This is a genomic window from Paenibacillus sp. J22R98 (assembly GCF_059383835.1).
The window spans coordinates 222,052-239,372 of the sequence record NZ_JBXENW010000005.1 but is presented as its reverse complement, the minus strand read 5'-3'; the positions used below and the strand labels follow the sequence as shown (position 1 = coordinate 239,372).

12 protein-coding genes are annotated in these 17,321 nt (G+C 49.8%); 11 read left to right on the top strand and 1 reads right to left on the bottom strand.

Going from position 1 to position 17,321, the window contains the following annotated elements:
- Window positions 1-86 precede the first annotated feature (86 nt).
- The 5 genes from AC50Y3_RS16555 to AC50Y3_RS16535 all read left to right on the top strand — a co-directional run bounded on the left by AC50Y3_RS16555 (window position 87) and on the right by AC50Y3_RS16535 (window position 5,583).
- Window positions 87-953, top strand: coding sequence for a class II fructose-bisphosphate aldolase (locus AC50Y3_RS16555; protein ID WP_494819831.1), 867 nt, complete (start codon window positions 87-89; stop codon window positions 951-953).
- Window positions 954-969: 16 nt separating this feature from the next.
- Window positions 970-1,695 (top strand): DeoR/GlpR family DNA-binding transcription regulator, encoded by a 726-nt coding sequence (locus AC50Y3_RS16550; protein ID WP_494819830.1) that lies wholly within the window; start codon window positions 970-972, stop codon window positions 1,693-1,695.
- 32 nt (window positions 1,696-1,727) lie between these two features.
- Window positions 1,728-2,975: a Gfo/Idh/MocA family protein gene (locus AC50Y3_RS16545; RefSeq protein WP_494819829.1), complete on the top strand. Its 1,248-nt coding sequence runs from the start codon at window positions 1,728-1,730 to the stop codon at window positions 2,973-2,975.
- A gap of 176 nt (window positions 2,976-3,151) precedes the next feature.
- Complete coding sequence (locus tag AC50Y3_RS16540) at window positions 3,152-4,609, top strand: hypothetical protein (RefSeq protein WP_494819828.1); 1,458 nt, start codon at window positions 3,152-3,154, stop codon at window positions 4,607-4,609.
- Window positions 4,609-5,583 carry a Gfo/Idh/MocA family protein gene (locus AC50Y3_RS16535; RefSeq protein ID WP_494819827.1) on the top strand — a complete coding sequence of 325 codons (975 nt, stop codon included), beginning with the start codon at window positions 4,609-4,611 and terminating at the stop codon, window positions 5,581-5,583. Before AC50Y3_RS16540 ends, AC50Y3_RS16535 begins: the two co-directional genes overlap by 1 nt.
- A gap of 52 nt (window positions 5,584-5,635) precedes the next feature.
- Here the strand turns inward: AC50Y3_RS16535 and AC50Y3_RS16530 are convergent, their stop codons facing one another.
- Window positions 5,636-7,888 carry a helix-turn-helix domain-containing protein gene (locus tag AC50Y3_RS16530; RefSeq protein ID WP_494819826.1) on the bottom strand — a complete coding sequence of 751 codons (2,253 nt, stop codon included), beginning with the start codon at window positions 7,886-7,888 and terminating at the stop codon, window positions 5,636-5,638.
- Between the two features lie 221 nt (window positions 7,889-8,109).
- On the opposite strand from AC50Y3_RS16530, the gene AC50Y3_RS16525 reads away from it, so the two are divergent.
- From AC50Y3_RS16525 to AC50Y3_RS16500, 6 genes are all read left to right on the top strand, one after another.
- A complete protein-coding gene (locus tag AC50Y3_RS16525) occupies window positions 8,110-9,735 on the top strand; it encodes an extracellular solute-binding protein (RefSeq protein ID WP_494819825.1) in 1,626 nt (541 codons plus the stop codon).
- Between the two features lie 504 nt (window positions 9,736-10,239).
- A complete protein-coding gene (locus AC50Y3_RS16520; protein WP_494819824.1) occupies window positions 10,240-11,139 on the top strand; it encodes a sugar phosphate isomerase family in 900 nt (299 codons plus the stop codon).
- On the top strand, window positions 11,136-12,284 hold the full coding sequence (locus AC50Y3_RS16515) for a carbohydrate kinase family protein (protein WP_494819823.1): 1,149 nt from the start codon (window positions 11,136-11,138) through the stop codon (window positions 12,282-12,284). Before AC50Y3_RS16520 ends, AC50Y3_RS16515 begins: the two co-directional genes overlap by 4 nt.
- Window positions 12,285-12,299: 15 nt before the next feature.
- Complete coding sequence (locus AC50Y3_RS16510) at window positions 12,300-12,614, top strand: hypothetical protein (protein ID WP_494819822.1); 315 nt, start codon at window positions 12,300-12,302, stop codon at window positions 12,612-12,614.
- A 2-nt stretch (window positions 12,615-12,616) separates the two neighbouring features.
- The gene (locus AC50Y3_RS16505) at window positions 12,617-13,459 is read left to right on the top strand and encodes a hypothetical protein (protein WP_494819821.1); all 843 of its coding nucleotides are present in this window, start codon (window positions 12,617-12,619) and stop codon (window positions 13,457-13,459) included.
- Window positions 13,460-13,560: 101 nt separating this feature from the next.
- Window positions 13,561-17,313 (top strand): beta-galactosidase trimerization domain-containing protein, encoded by a 3,753-nt coding sequence (locus AC50Y3_RS16500; protein WP_494820034.1) that lies wholly within the window; start codon window positions 13,561-13,563, stop codon window positions 17,311-17,313.
- Window positions 17,314-17,321: the final 8 nt, after the last annotated feature.

Here is a 17,321-nt window from a genome sequence, read left to right as displayed (position 1 = left end):
ATGATTACCTTATCAGAGTCATTACTTCCAATGCTAGTTTTTGTATGTACAGCAGTCATTCAGAAACGACAGGAGGCCTCTTCCTTATGCCACTTCTTTCATCTACCCGCATGCTTCAACAAGCCAGAGCAGGTAACTACGCCGTAGCCGCTTTCAATGTGCACACTTTGGAGATGCTCCAAGCGGTAACCGAAGCGGCAATGGAGACGCAATCACCGCTAATCATTCAATCAACGGTAGGTACGGTCAAACATTTAGGCCCGGAATACATCGTCGCAGCAGCTACGGTTGCCGCCAATCAAACCGGATTGCCGATTGCGCTGCATCTCGATCATTGTACGGATTTTAATCTCATTGTCAGATGTATCCGCGCAGGCTACACCTCTGTTATGATGGATGCTTCCATGCATCCATTCGAAGAGAATGTGCGGCGAACCGAGAAAGTGATGGAAATTGCGGAAGCGGCCGGCGTTAACGTGGAAGCGGAGTTAGGCAAGGTTGGAGGCGTAGAGGACGATATTATCGTGGATGAGCATGATGCATTCCTTGCCGATCCGGATGAATGCGTAAAATTCATGGAAGCAACAGGTGTCCATACACTCGCACCTGCTATCGGTACCGCACATGGCATTTATAAAGGTACGCCAAATATTGATTTTGCAAGAATCGCATCCATTGCAGAGCGCGTTGCCGCACCGCTTGTGCTGCATGGCGGTTCAGGCATTCCGGCAGAACAAGTGAAGCTGGCGGTTTCTCTTGGCATGGCGAAGATGAATATAGCGACCGAGCTTCGCATTGTATTCTCGGATGCGATCAAGGATGTTTTTGCAAATAAACCAAACGAGAATGATCCGCGCACCTACATGGTGCCGGCCAAACAAGCCGTTAAGCGACTCGCCATGGAGAAAATGCAGCTATGCGGTTGTGTAGGCAAAGCTATAGATATGCGCTGATGATGGAGGAAAAAGCATGATGCAATCGAAAGGCGAGCTTCGCAGAACTAAACTGCTGGAGCGAATTAAGGAATCTGGCAAAGCTTCGATTGGAGATTTAATGGAAGCAACGGACAGTTCCATTGCTACGGTTCGGCGGGATCTGGAATGGCTTGAGAAATCGAATAAAATCATCCGTACGATAGGCGGAGCGATTTATGATGAAGGCAGCGGCAGAAATGCAGAGCTGGCTTTTGCCGAGAAACGGGATGTCAGCCGTGAAGGTAAGGAGCGAATTGCTGCTGCTGCTGCCTCTTTAGTGGAAGAAGGCGATATCATCTGCCTTACCGGGGGCACAACCACGTTCATGATTGCCAGAGCGCTCAAAAACCATCAAAACATCACCGTCGTCACCAATGCGGTCAACATCGCGAACGAATTGTTCGATGCCGAAGGCGTGCAGGTTGTTGTATCGGGCGGAGTGATGCGGCATAAGAGCTATGAGCTTATCGGCCCGCTTGCGGAGAGCGTCATAGAGAAGCTGAACATTACGAAAATGTTCCTCGGCGTTGACGGCGTTTCGCAGGAGCATGGGTTTACGACTCATAATGAGCTGGAGGCTCGTATCGCGCAGCTCTTCATCGCGCGCTCCAGCAAAGTGTACGCCGTGTACGATCAGGCAAAGCTGCAGAAAACAGCGCTGTTTACCATCATTCCCTACGATAAAGTGACAGGTGTAATCACAGATCTGGAAGAGGAATAGAAGTACATTCTAATTCATTGGAGGGCATTGCGATGATCCATGCTGCAGTAATCGGAGCGGGTAGTAGAGGGATGTTCGGCTTAGGCTCTTATGCTTTACGCAAACCCCATGAAATTAAATTCATTGCCGTGGCAGAACCAAACGAAGAGCGACGCCGCAAGTTTGCTGAAATGTATGGCATCGCGCCTGAACTGCAATTTGCGAGCTGGGAGGAGCTGCTTAATCAACCGAAGCTCTGCGAAGCGTTGCTGATTTGTACGATGGACAGGGAGCATTACAAGCCGACGATGAAGGCGCTCGAGGTCGGGTATCACATATTGCTGGAGAAGCCCATGTCGCCTGATCCGAAGGAAGCGTTGCTAATGGCAGAGGAAGCACAGCGTCGCAATCGGATTCTGACGATTTGCCATAGCATGCGGTACTCGAATTATTTTAGCAGCGTGAAACGATTATTGGATCAGGGTGCTGTCGGGCGATTAATGACGATCCAGTGGACGGAGAACGTTGGGTATGCACACCAAGCCCATAGCTTCGTTCGGGGAAACTGGCGTAATACGGCCTTATCCAGTCCAATGCTGCTGCAAAAATGCTGCCATGATCTTGATTATCTAAAATGGATCATTGGTGCCAACTGCAAGAGCCTATCCTCCTTTGGCAGCTTGTCCTACTTCCGCGAGGAGAATGCGCCTGTTGGGTCAACCGCACGATGCACCGATGGTTGTAAAGTCGAGCATGAGTGTTCGTTATCAGCCATTAAACTGTACTTGAATGAGAAAGACGAATGGCCGCAAAATGTCGTTTCTCTCGAGCCTACCTTAGCCGCGCGTCTTCATGCCCTGCAGCATGGACCCTATGGCAGATGCGTGTATCGCTGCGACAATGATGTCGTCGACCATCAGGTCGTCAATCTGCTCTTCGATAATGAAGTAACCGTTGCTTTCACCATGACCGCCTTTACGCGGGACACCAGCCGTTCGTTCAAAATTATGGGAACAACAGGTGAGATGCTCGGGCATTCGGGCACCAATGAAATCGAAATCCGGCATTTCTCCGGAAGAACGGAGATCATTCGTCCGGAGCAGCAAGAAGGATCGCACAGCGGGGCCGATTCGGTGCTAATGCAGAGCTTTGTTAGACAAGTGGAAACGCAGAGCAACGGCGTCAGCTCGGGTATGGAGTCGGCACACAGTCATCTGCTGGTATTCGCTGCGGAACAATCGCGATTAACCGGTAAGACCGTTCAATTCGAGGATTATATCGAACAGTTGAAAGACGCATAGGGATGGGAAAAGGCGCAAGCGATGCTTGTCGCTTTTTTTGTTTTGCTACAGGAATTGTGAAAATCAATAAAATGATGAAGGTGCGAAAATATCGTAGATATCTTTTCCGCGAGTCTTCTTATATTTTGGAAATAGGGAGTAAGGTTTTACATCCAATCGGGGGAGTTGAACTGCTGGTGGAAAAAGGGGCAGCGAAGGCGATTAACTTGGGTCGCTTGTATCAAGGACCATTTCAAATTGAACAGGATGACGGCTGGTATACGATCTTTACGACGACCCCATCAAGCAAACCTGTCCGTAATCCTGGGCTTGGATTGATCGCATACGCTTGGGAGGAGAATGGGCCATCCATTAAGGCGAGGCAAGTGCTGGAGACAATTGAAGAACATGTAGAGAAGCTGGCAAAGCTTCCGTATGTCGATGTACTCTATATTCGCTGTGATTGGAGGGATGTACAATCTCGTCCCGGCCAGCTCGACTTTCATCCGATCTGGGAAGCGACGTTTGCAGCCGCTGAACGCAATGGTCTCCGTGTTGCTTTCCGCATTCAGCTGTCGAGTCCGAATATCCAGCCGGCAAGGATTGCCATGCCGGACTTCTTGCATGATCAAGTGCCACTGGTCAATATCGGGCGATTCCATGAGCAGGACTTTGATTATTACGAGCCTCGTTATGATCATCCTGCATTCCAAGCTGCATTCACGGAGTTGAATGAGCTGCTGGCTGAACGATTCGACGGTAATCCGATCATCGAGTTTGTGGATCTGATGATGTATGGCTTCTGGGGTGAGGGTCATACGAATGATCTGAAGAATCCATTCCCTGACTATGCAACGGCAGAGCACACGTTCATGTCGATGACGAGGCAGCAAATTGAGCGTTGGAAGTATACCCCGCTTGCAGTCAACACACAGCCTGACATTAGCCATACCGGGAATCGTACAGTTAGAGAGTACGCAATGAATGAGGATTGTTGGGTACGGACGGACAGCATCATTATCGAAGAGCCGGAACAAATCGAAGTGATCACAGGTCGCGCGGCTTGGACAGCAGCCGTGATTGAGGATGGTTACTACCGGCATTTCAAACAGGATAAGCTTAAATTTGATAGCGGGAACGTCGATGTTATTGCAAACTCCATGCTGCATGCGCTCGATGTCGGGGGGAACTATTGGGGATTATGGACAGAGGCCGAAGCGATAGCGAGCTATCATGAGAAGTACCCGGAGGGCATCGAGACGCTTCAGCGCCGATTAGGTTACCGGCTTCGCCCATCCTGGGTGTGGCAGCGGAAACGACAGGGGACAGATGAGCTTGTCATCGCGCTCGCCAATGACGGCGTTTCCGGTGTTCCAGGTACGTTGTGGCTGGAGGCTGTCAGCTCAGATGGAAGGGAAAAGGTGCGCGGCAAGCTGGATAAGGGAAGTCCGCTGTCCGGTAAAGTGGGTCTTGCTTCAATGATTCTCCCTCCATCTTGGCGAGATCAAGAGATTAGGCTTTCCATAGAGCTTGAAGTCATGCCAGATCAGTTTAAACAAGTGAACTGGGCGTGCGCCCAGAAAGTAAACAAGGATGGCTCGTTGTCGATTCAATTGAAAGCACATGAGGATACCGATTGGCGGTGCGGAGTCTAATGCTAACGATCGGAATAATCGGCTGTGGCTGGCATTCAAGGGCAACGCATGGACCTTGCTTAAAGCAATACAAAGAAACGATAGGCGGGGTTCGTCTTGCCGCTTGCTGTGATTTAGAATTGGTGGCAGCAGAGGCCTATCGGTTGGATTTCGGCTTTGAACGAGCCTATACCAGTCTTTCACAGATGCTTGAGAACGAACAATTGGATGCCGTATGGGTCATCGTTCCGGAGCATCTTACCGTACCCATCTCGATGCAGGTCATGAATACCGGTGTGGCGGTTTTCTTGGAGAAACCGCCGGGTATCAACACCTCAGACGTCATACAGCTCAAAGAACTTGCAGCTAAGTTAAGTATTCGTCACCGTGTAGCATTTAATCGCAGGTTTGTCCCGATGGCGGCCCTACTCATCGAGAAACTGCGGGCACATGCGCAAGATAAACAAATCTACAGTATCTCCTACGACATGATCCGAATTAATCGCAAGGACGCTGATTTCTCTACAACGGCAATTCACGCCATTGATGCCGCAAAGTTTATCGCCGGCTCCGATTATGCGGTGCTGCGATTTCAATACGATGATTTGTCAGGAGTCGCTCCCGGGCTTATCAATATCATGGCAGAAGGCTTCTTCCGCAACGGCGTGCGTGTGAATCTGAACTGTTATCCCTATTCAGGGTCAGCCCGAGAGATGGTCACCGTTCGGGGGGAGGGCTTCTCCTATGAGCTACATTTGCCGCTAATGGAGAGCCTAGGCAGCTTCGCCGGACTCATTTGTTCGGAGAAGGGGAAGGTTGAAGTCATCCGCGAAGAACGGGAGTGGACGACGGCATTTGGCTTCTATCACGAGAATGCCGGTTTCTTGGATGCGTTGCAATCGGGAGCGAATTTGAATCAGGATCTGAGCTCATCGATTCAATCGGTCGCAGTCATGGAAGCCATTCGTAATCGCGCAGAAACGTATCATGGATAAACAAACAGAAAGCCGCTTCCTTCACGATTATCGTGAATCGAAGCGGCTTTTCTTATCCTTCAAGGAGATACTGCTGTTTGCGGAATTCGCTTGGCGTCACGCCGCTAATTTTCTTGAACATCCGGTTAAACGAATTAATGTTCTGATACCCGACCTGCGAGGCCACATCTTGAATGCGCAGATCAGCGCCTTTCAGAAGCGACTTAGCCAGATCAATTCGGTAATTGTTGATGTAATCGATAAAGTTCATGCCCGTCTTCGTCTTAAAATAGGTCGATAGATAGCTGGCGGAAATATTAAGCTTGTCGGACAATATATCAAGCGTTATATCGTCCCGGTAATGCTGCTCCATATATTTCATCACAAACTCAATGATATTGTCTCGCGCTGCCTTCTTCTCATTCACGCGAGCCATTGCAAAGGTGAGCAGTTCGATCAAATAGTGCTGCAGCTCATCTGGATTGGAACAGTTGCGCGCTTTGCCGGATAGCGCCAGATAGCTCTGAAGAACTTGCATATCCAGATGAAGCGAGGCGAATGTTTTGGTTACCACTTGGACGATGTTCTCTGCAAAATCATAATACTGATTTGCCGTTGCGTTCTTCTTCTCTAGCTGGCCGAGTACCTTGGAGATGATGCGAAGCACGAATTCCTCATTTCCCGCTGACAAATTCGTATACAGCTCCTGCTCTTGACCGCCTGTCATTGCTGCTTGCCAATCCGGCAGAGGCTCGTCAGCTGTTATGATTTGGGTTACATGATCAAGCTTACGGTAGTCGATTAGAGCTTGTACTTGTTCGTAAGCCCGCGTCAAATCAGATGAATTCCGATATAGGCTGCCGACGCCGATCGTAATGGACCAATAACGCTGGTCCAGATCGAATACGGACTTCAAGCTGCTGAGAAAGGACGGAATCTCCTCTTGAATTGAATCTCCGATGACAAGCGATAGAATGAGATCATGCTCCAGCTGTATCGTTTGCGTCTGCACGTAAGTCTTCAAATGAGAGTCGATATACTCGCGTACAAAGAAGGAGGCTTTGCCTTCATCTGCATCAATGTCACGGAAGAACGCGGGCGTAAACTGCAGCCGGAACAGCAGAAGGCGATACGGCTCCTGAATGGAGAAGTCATACAACTCCTGATCCTTCAGCTTAATATTTTTGATTTTGTTCATAAAAGCATAGTAGCTGAGCAGGGAGTTTTTGCGGCTATTGGCTTGATCGATCGTGTTGTTGGTCTGAACGAGGTGTCTGACTTGATCGTTTATGTAGTTGAATTCGTGAATGCTGCTCTGAACTGCGGAGGGGGCGTTTAGCGTCTGGATGGACTGCATGATGCTTTTGACCGGATTATGGAATCGTTTCGTGAAGAACCAAGCCGCACAGATGCTAATAATGGCGAACGCGATCAGTAATGTGAGTAGAAACGAGTTGATATGGCTAATTTGTGCTGAAAGCAGATTGTCCGGAACGATCTTGACGTATCGAATCCCGGTGACCAAGCCTGTTTTGTTGAAATAATAGATATCGTTCTGGTTCACATAATTCTTGCCTTTCTCCCATGCAGGCAGAGAGGTTTCAATCTTCTCGTCGACGTTATCAGCTGCTAATGCATTACCGGCTGCATCTAGGAGGATGAATTGGTCTTGCGAGGAATCGTGGAACTCTCGAAGCATTTTGTTTACATCCAGCATAATGATCACTTGATAATCCGGGAGGAATTTGTTCCGGACAATAACCGGCAAATATCGGCCTTTGGCCGTCAGTTGATTGATTGTCTTCTCTTTGAACGTGGAGGAAGGCAGAATGCTGTAGCTGCCCGGCTTGCTGAATTGTTCCGCCCAGAACGCCGGTGAATAGTCCGCGCTTTGGTAGTATTGGGCAAACATTTCATTAGCGCCTACACCGCGGTCACCTGATATGACAAAGTTGCTATTCTTGAAATAGATGAATATATTTTGCACCGCGATATCTTTATGGCCTAAGTAGCTGTTAATGGATCGCATGAGTGACCGTGCATTCAAATAGTCGAGTGTGGGGCGGTTCAGCGTAGTCAATTTCTCGTCCAGCAGCAGATCAAATCCAATATTCCGAATTTGATTGAAATGATTCTCGTATTTCTCAATGGTTTTATTCATGCTTAAGGTATTGTATTTGATAACTTCGTCAGTGGCGTGATTCTTCAGTAGGGTGAAGGAGAAGAAAAAGAATGAGATGAGAGGGATGACAATGGCTAGAAAGCTCAGTAATAGCTGAATGAACAGGGAACCTGCAGCGTGCTTGAGGAGCCCGATTTTTCCCATTGTTTTCCTCCTATTCTTTGGAATACATGAGATGTCCCCATAGTAGCATCGTAAAACTGTTAAATCAAGGTAGAAATTTGTAATTACATCTTATTGGAAAACCGCACAATATTTACTTATACAGGAAAACTTCCTTGATAGATAGGAGGAGATCGGGGCACATTCTGTCGAATACCATAGCAAAATGGTAGCACCGAGCTAGGTTGAAGGAGGGCAATCGTGTGAAGAAGAACGGGATAGCAGGCATGCTCATCATCACCATGTTCGCGCTCCTTGCAGCATGTAATGGTGAGGAAGATGCTACGAAAATGCATGATTCTGCAAGTAAACAGGCAGCTGCAATGACGAATACGTCTGGGGAGACCGACACCGAAGCCAAGGCTGGCGATGCAGTCCGCGTATCCTATATGGACGGCTTATGGGATGCAGTCATTCCTTCTCCGGATGGTCCCGCAGTTCAAGCGATCAACAAGAAATTCGGCATTGATTTCAACCCTCAATTCTATTACATGCAGGAATACCCGGATAAGCTCGCGGTCACTATGGCAGGCGGCGATTTACCGGATATGATCGGTCTAGAGAATCCCGATGCCGGTTTCATCAGATGGGCGAAGCAAGGTGCGTTCCTGCCTCTTAATGACTTCATAAAGAATTACCCGACGTTATCCAAAATCCCGCAAAACGTATGGCAATCTGTTTCAGTCGATGGGAATATCTACGCGATTCCAAGATGGTTTACGAAGAAATACGGCAAACAACCGGTGATTCGCAAAGATTGGCTGGACAATTTAGGTTTGCCGATGCCGACGAATTATAAGGAGCTGCGAGATGTGCTTATCGCCTTCACCCATGATGATCCCGATATGAACGGGAAGGATGACACCCTTGGTTTAGGGTTGTCTTCGGTGGGAACCGGACTGTTGTATGGCGCTGCGATGGGGGCTGGTTACGACTCGGCCGCTTGGTATGACCGGAATGAAGCAGGTCAGCTGATCCCCGGCACCATTACAGAGAGCAACAAAGTGCAGATCCAATTTCTATCCGAGCTTTATTCGGCAGGTGCTATTGCGAAAGATTGGGCCGTCTCCAAGATGAGCGATGTGCGCAATGATTTCTTCTCCGGGAAATTCGGGATGTATTTCGAGCAGCCCTATGATATCAACGAACAGCGTTTTACTGCCCTTAGAGAGTTGGAGCCTTCGGCTAAACTGGCCGTGATTCCGCCTTTTCTGCAGGATGACGGTCAACGCGGGTATGTTTCTTCCAGTAACGGCGTTTATCAGATGATTATGCTGAATGCCGAGCTGGAGAAGCAGCCGGAGAAGGTGAACCTGATTCTGGGCATGCTCGATTATATGAGCAGTTGGATTCCATGGGAGAATCGCAATCCGGGGAATGGGGATTTTGACTGGCAGTACGGCGGAGTAGATAAGGGCTATGAGATGAAAGACGGTATTCCGGTCGAGAAAGCAAATGCTCAAGATTTGCGTCCCAAAAACTACTTGATCGGCCGATATTGGGCACCAAGCGAAGAAGCGGTTCAGCCGCAAAACTCCTTCTCGGACCCGCTGGCGAAACAGTTCGTACAAGACGCGGTCAATACGTTGAAAGGGTACAAGTTTTACCGAAACCCGGTCGATTACATCACTTCTCCGCTGCGTAACGAGAAGGAATCGGAGCTTGAACAAGCGTTCACGGACCATGTCACGCGAATGATTGTCGGTGATGAACCTCTCTCTGATTGGGACGCCGCGGTTCGGGAGTATCTGGGGAACGGCGGACAAGCCATAATTGACGAGGTGAACAGGCTCATTAAGGAGCAGCATATTTCACCGGGATGGGAATAAAAGATTGCTCGATGGAGCTGTCTCAAAAGTGCGCAGGGCGACTTTTGGGACGGTTCTTTTTGCGTTGTCGCAGAAAGGTTGAGGGCTGTACGGTTCGTTAGCGCGAATGCCACGCTTTTGGACCAACTAAAAGCTGTGTCAGCAGGTGAGGATCAACCTGGTCGATTTTATTGTTACTTCACTTTATTTCATCTGAACGAATAAATCGTTAAAGCAGTCAAAGAACAGTCGATTTTCATCTCATCGCTCATCTTATACGCTAAGTGTGAGGGGAAAACGCCTTGCAAAACTTATTCCTCCTATATGAGCACGTTCGTTCCTTGGGAGCGGCGAAATGCGGATAATGCCGATTTTGACTGGCAAAACGGCGGTTTAGGCAAAGGATACGAAATCAAATTCGGCATTCCAGTTGATATTCCGGATGCACAAAACACAAAACTGCAGGAACCCTCTATGAACGTCTAGGGTTCCTGTCTGTTACCAGTTGAAGGGAGGAGCATGAACATGTGTCCGATATCGAACCAAGAGCTGTATGAGTGGTGCAAAGTGCCGGTTAACGAGCTGATGGATCATAAGGCGCGCCGAATTCCGTTAAGGCTGGTCAAGGATTCCACTGAAATGGGCATGATTATGGCCAGAGAGTTCGCAGATGACATTCGACTCGCCAATGAAGAGGGCCGACCTTTCCGAGCGATTGTGCCTTGCGGTCCGAAGGCGTGGTATGAACCGTTTGTTACAATCGTTAACGAAGAGAGCATCTCGCTTACGAATATGACGGTGTTTCATATGGATGAGTGCTTAGACTGGGAGGGAAAGCTGCTCTCCCGCAATGATCCTTATAACTTCAGAAGTTTCATGGAGACGTATTTCTATGGCGGGATTCGACCTGAGCTTGCCGTTCCTCTGGAGCAGCGATATTTCCCGATTCCATCTGCGATCGAGACGATCAAGTCGCGTATTGCGGAAGCCCCGATTGATCTGACGCTTGGCGGCTGGGGGCAGGATGGTCACCTGGCTTACAACCAAGCGCGAAGGCATCCGTATAGCTCGATTACGGTGGAACAGCTTCGCAATTCGGAGATCCGAGTCCAGGATAATAACCTCGATACGATTATAGCTTTAGCCCAGCGCACCTACGGTGGTGCCTATCAATTCGTACCGCCGATGTCGATCACGCTTGGCATGAAAGAGTGCCTGTCCGCTAAGAAAATCAGGATTTACAGCGATACCGGCGCTTGGAAGCAGACCGCTCTCCGAGTAGCTCTATTCTCAGGCGAGACGGTCGAGTATCCGATGACCCTGCTGCAGTCGCACCCGGATGCGCTCATTACAGCAACACTCGAAACGGCCGAACATCCCATTGCCGAACATCCGGAATGGACGTTTGACGGGGTGCGGGCATGAGCACATTGCGGCCCGTTTCCGATACGCATTATCGATTCCACCGCCTGATCGGAACAGGCGGGATCGGCTCAGGCATCTTGTTTCAGCTTGAAGAAAATCAAACCCTAGCAAGAAACGAAAGCCGCCTCGGGGTGCTGACGAACAATCAAGATTTCTGCAAGCTGCATATCATTTGCCATTATCCGGCTGTTCTGTTGAGCGAGCAGAGGACTGAAGAAGCGGATAGATTCAAGCTTTATCCAATCGGTAAGGTGGGAAACGACCTCGAAGGAAAAGCACTGCTAGAGCAGATAGTTAGTTCCGGGATGTCTATCGATTACGTGAGCAGCTTGTCAGATGCCAAGACATTATTCAGTGTTTGCTTCCAATATCCCGATCTGGCAGGGGGCAACATCACGACTTCCAATAGCGCAAGCGAGCGCGTACTTCCGCAAGATATCAACCATGCACTTGAGCAGCTTCCCTCGGAAGGTATCGCGGAAATTGTGCTTGCTGCACCTGAAGTGCCGCTCGCCGCTCGCATCGCGCTCCTCGAAGGAGGGCGGTCTCGAAAGAGCTTCAACGTCGCAGCCTTACTATCTTCCGAAGCCGCCGAGTTCGGTGCACTTGGCGGATATGCGCTTACGGACCTGATAGCGGTTAATCGTGATGAAGCCCGCCGTATCGCCGAATTAGCAGCAGAAGCAATGGAAACGGAAGCAGAGCTCTCGCTTGAGCCTGATAGCAGACAACTAGCGGCCGTCTGTGCGAGTTACCTCGCCAGCCACAATGCTGAGATAAAGATGATCATGACAGACGGCGCTTCCGGCTGTTACAGCTATGAGAACGGCCGAATCACGCATACCCCAACGCTGCCGGTAAAGGCCGTAAGCACAGCCGGTGCCGGCGATGCATTGCTGGGCGGCGTCATCTGTGGCTTAAGCTGCGGTCTGCCGTTTGCCAAGGCGCATAGCGATGCGTATTTCGGCGAAACTCCGCTCGAAAGCGCGGTTGAGCTTGGCGCATTAATTGCCGTTTTGACCGTTACTTCACCGCATTCCATTCATCTTGAACTGAATACGAAGCTGCTGGCAGCTTTCGCCACAGAGAACGAGCTTTCCATGACACCTGCATTCAGACACATGCTTGGTGTAAGTCAATTATAGGAGGGAGAGTGAAGCATGATGAAGGTGAAAGTACGACTTGTGCAGCGGTTCCAAGCAGCAAGCAGAGATCAGTTTCTGGCGCTAGAAAGTCAGTTCGCCAGACTCGAACGCGAGAATCCCGCCTTTCCGAAAGGCAAACGTTATTTGCCTTACAGCGGCAGGGAAGCAGGGAACACACTGATCTGGGAATGTGACTTCGAATCCCTGGAAGCGGCTAATCAAGCGCTTGCTTTCCTTGAACAGGATACAAGTCATGAAGAGCTGGCACAGCAGCAGCTGCCTTATTTTCAAGAAGTCTATACCGAAATCTACCGATTGCTGGAGGATTAACGATGACGATGCCAAAGAAGATTCTCCCGATTGAGGACGTCATTCCTGAGCCGAACATTATCGTCATCTCTCCGCATTACGATGATTTCCTATTCTTTCTGGGCGGTTATGTGCTGGAGCTGAAGGAGCGAGATCTCCTACATACGAAACACTTCCGCATCATCAACGTGTTTTCGCGCAGCAATTATCTAGCGCATACCGGGAGCGGCAACTTCGACGACAGTCTGGATCGCATCAAACTAGCAACCGGCAAACGGTTGTTGGAAGACTTGAATTGTATCGATGAGCTGTTGAACCCATACAGTTACGGCTACGAGCTGCTTGCCGAATACGAGTGCTTTACTAGAGGCAAGGCGCTGGCAAGCAGCGAGATGGAGTTTCCGCATGGCATGTTCGAGGATTTTGATGAACGGGATCAGGAAATATTCGCTAGAATGCTTGAGCGTATAGCTCAGTGGGCGATGCTTCCCGATACGGCATTAGTATTCCCGATCGCTTTCAAGGAGCATATCGACCACTTTATCGTGCGTGAAGCTGCGGTGCGAACGGCAAGCGAGCTTGGCAGTAAGGCGCGGGCCGCCATTTATTTTCAAGAAGATAAGCCGTATGGTGGGATCGCGACAAAGGAGGAGGAAGCGCGAATTGAAGCGTTTATTCAAACGCATAGACTGGAGAAGCGCAGCTATCGTCACCATCCGGAGAGCGTTGTGGAGCTTGCCTTCAAGCATTACATCAGCCAGGTCGATGAAGTCTATCGGATTGGCGTTCATCGTCGCGCAGATGCTCTAAGCAGGATGTACAAAACAGCGTTTCCTTGTGATCAACTATTCCGTTATCCAAGCTAGGTGAAGGAGGAACTTTACATTCAGAACCATTCTTATTAAAGGCTGATGTGGTAGGAGTCAACGCGATAGTAAGCTTAGGAGGCGACTTGAAGGTGGAGAAAATGTATGATATCACCTACGAAACGAGCTTTGGCGGCGATTATTCAGACCGATTAACATCGTATGCAGGCGAGAAATTGAAGCTGTTTTTTGTACCCAGCGTGAAGCATGGACGCGAGATCGTCGAATTCATACGCAGAACCGGAGTGGCGTATGAGACGGTAACGATCGACAGAGCTTGGGATTTGAACAAATGGGGACTTGGCGATTATTACGATATTCGGGCATCGGTCGATGATCAGCACATTATGTTCGACAACTTAGAGAAGGTGCTGACCTCAGAGCAGCACTTTGATGTACTGGTTATTCCGGCGGTAAATGGCTGGTCGCATTTTACGGCTGCATCCAGAGAAGCGATTCTTCGCCGTGTGGAGGCAGGCGCGGGTTTAGTGTTAATGCGTCCTTTCCATGGGGAGGACAAGCCGAAGTCAGCAGAGCTCGAAGCGCTGTCGCCGCTTGTGAACCTGTTCGAAGAAGGGTTCGCTGTCGACAATAATGCCGGAGAGGGCTACCCGAAGGTGCGTTATGATTTGCTGAAATCTGGCCGATGGGCGGCCTCGAAGTCTCACTTTATTACAAGCGGCATTCCGCTTGAGCTGCTGCCTTGCGAGGAGCTGGCCTATTATCCTTATCAAGCTGCCGGCGATGTGTTGATCGAAGCTGAGGATGGTTCGCCAATTGTTGCAGTAAAGAGCTGCGGCAAAGGCAGAGTAGTCGCGTTCGGTTACTACCCGCGCGATATCCTGCCTCAGCATAAAGAGTTCACCGGCAAGGAATCAACCTACGATGCGGTAATTGACAGATGGGCTGGCGCAAAGAGGAACAGTTCCTTTGACTATTTGGAAACGTTCTATGAGCTTGTCTACCGAAGTGTGATTTGGGCTGCTCAACGCGAACCCGGTTGCTTGATAGAGCCGCCTGTTCGCAAGGAACAGGCATGGATCATTCGCACTTCGGGTTCCGTCACCCCGGAACGTATCCGGTATTCGATTAAGAATGCTTATGATGAGGTTGTTGCAGAAGGTGAATGCGTGGACGGTGTGCTTCGATTACCAGTGGAGTTGACGAACGGCGGCGAATTCCGCATTGCGTTGCATGCTTTTGCTGCAGGATCGCTAGTGGACTTTGCTACCTATGGTCTCTCCCAGCCATTAAAGGCGTTTATCGCTGAAGCTACGTTTAGCCAACAATCGCTTAAAGTGGATGAAACGCTGCAAGTGATGTTCCAGCTACAAGGTGAAGCATGTGAGCTGCGCGTTCAGATCGTCGATGATTTCGGTCATGTATTGAAGCAATCCGTGACGGCATTTAAAGGCGGTATGGATCAGTTAACCCATGAATACCGAACAATAGCGATGAAATCCATGCATATTACGGTACAAGCAGATGTGATAATCGGCAATCATCTTGTGCAGCGCTGGACGTCGGAGAAAATCGTAGTGACGCCGTCTGTACGACGAATCGAGGATTTCGAAGTGTTCACAGCTCCGCAAAATCGCGGCCATGGCGATTTTCTCGGTCTCATCGGTGAGCGTTATCAGGAGATCGGCATTACCGGCTTGTTCCCCGGCAGCTCGAAGACGCTCACGATGTCTGGGGCTGAAGGGCTCGGTGTGTATTGGTACCATCGAGGGTCTTATGTGGAGCGGAAGGAACAGTATTATCGGACGAAAGATAAACAATATCTCGTTCGTATTCCTTGCCTGAATGATCCGGCGTTCTGGCAGGAGCTGCAGCATAAAATCACGGGCAAGGTATCGCAATTCAAGCACTTCGGGCCGATTGCCTATTTCGCCAATGATGAAGGCTCGCTCACGTGTTATACCGATGAGCTCGATCTTTGCTTCTGTTCCCACTGCATAGGCGAGATGCAAGAGTGGCTTAAACAAGAATATGCAGGCAACATTGAAGCACTCAACCTGTCATGGGGAACTGCATATAGCAGCTGGAATGAGGCGTATCCGCTCACACGCGAGGAAGCGAAAAGAAAAGCCAGCTTTGCACCTTGGGCAGATCATCGCCGCTTTATGGAGAACACGTTTATTGAAGCTTATCGGCGAATTGCTTCCATCGTGAAGGGGGTAGACGATGGAGGCGTCATTCGTATGTCCGGCTGCCAAGCGTCCACAGCATATTCCGGCTATGATTATTACCGCCTTCATCAGCATGTCGGTTATTTCGAAGCCTACGGCGTCGGCAACCAATACGAGTTCCATCGTTCCTTCGCGAAACCCGGCACCATTATTGGGGGCTGGTTCGGTTATGGGGTCGATGGCGTAACTGCCAAACACGGTGTATGGCATGGCGTCTATCACGGGTTAACATTATGTAATATTTTCTGGGAGTTTAGCATGCTGAACCCGGATTATTCACTAAGCAAAAGTGCAAAGGATCTCAGCGTCCCGTTCAAAGAAATTCGTGAAGAGGGAATCGGCAAGCTGCTGCTTCATGTGGCTGAGCGGGATCATTGCGGCATCGCCATTCATTACTCGATGGCTTCCATACGTGGCACAACGATTGCGTCGGACAAAGCACGCTTCGAAAGTAACCGTCAAGGCTGGATCGATATGCTGGAAGACAGCGGGTATCAATACTCGTTTGTGGCTACTCAGCAGATCGAAGCCGGCGAGCTGATAGGGAGTAAGTTTAAGCTGCTAGTACTGCCATATTCCATCGCGCTAAGCGCAGCGGAGACGGCCGAGATTACCCGCTTCGTTCAGCAAGGCGGCGTTATTATTGGGGATATTCAGACGGGTTTGATGGATAAGCACTGCACACCGCTGACGCAAGGACAGCTTGACAATCTGTTTGGAATCGAGCGGCTGTCGACTGAAGCGGAGCCATTCTATAACAATGACGGCTTCGTGCCGAATGCCGACTTCGCCTATTTTGCACCGGATGCATCGTTCCAGGATGTACGGATTGCGGAATTTGGCACCCGTTCAGCGGCCGGACAGCTTGCTTTCCGCGATGACTTTATGCGGAAGATCGCGGCTGTAAATATTCACCAATATGGTGAGGGAAAAGCTGTATATTTGAATCTCGCAATGGCGGAGTATACGAAGCTTCGTCGGCAAGCAAACGGGGGCGCGGCACTTCGTGAGTTAATCGGCCATGTAATCAAGCTCTCAGAAGCGAGTAAACCAGCCGAGCTTATGAACATCGATGGCAAGTCAGTTCATGCCGGCTGCGAAAGCTTCTATTATACGAATGGGAATGCGTCGTATGTGGCGGTACTCCGCAAACTGGGCGATGTGCAAGCGTTGGGTCATGATGGATTGGCGGTCGGTGCCGGGAAGAAGCAAGAGCAAGAGGCATCGCTGCTTCGGTTCGATTTTGCCAACTTTGCACATGTCTACGATATCCGAGAACGCCGTTATTTAGGCTACACCGATCATGCGGAATTCGCGCTTGCCGAAGGGGATACGAAGCTATTTTCCTTGCTGCCATGCCAAGTGGTCGACTTAGGCGTGACAGCCAATCGTGAATGGAAACGCGGAGCAACGGAACAAATCAGCTTCGCGCTTGAAACCGATCCGCTTGCCGAACCTAGCTTCGAAAGCGTGATTAGCATTCATATATGCGCGCCGGACGGTACGAGAGAATGGCTGTACAGCGATAATATTCGATTAGAGCGAACCAATTACGTGCATGAGGTCGCAATTCCGTACAATGCGCGCACAGGAATTTGGACCGTGACGGCGAAAGATACAGCGACTGGAATTTCTGCCCAATTTGAAGTGGCAATCGTATAGGGAATTCA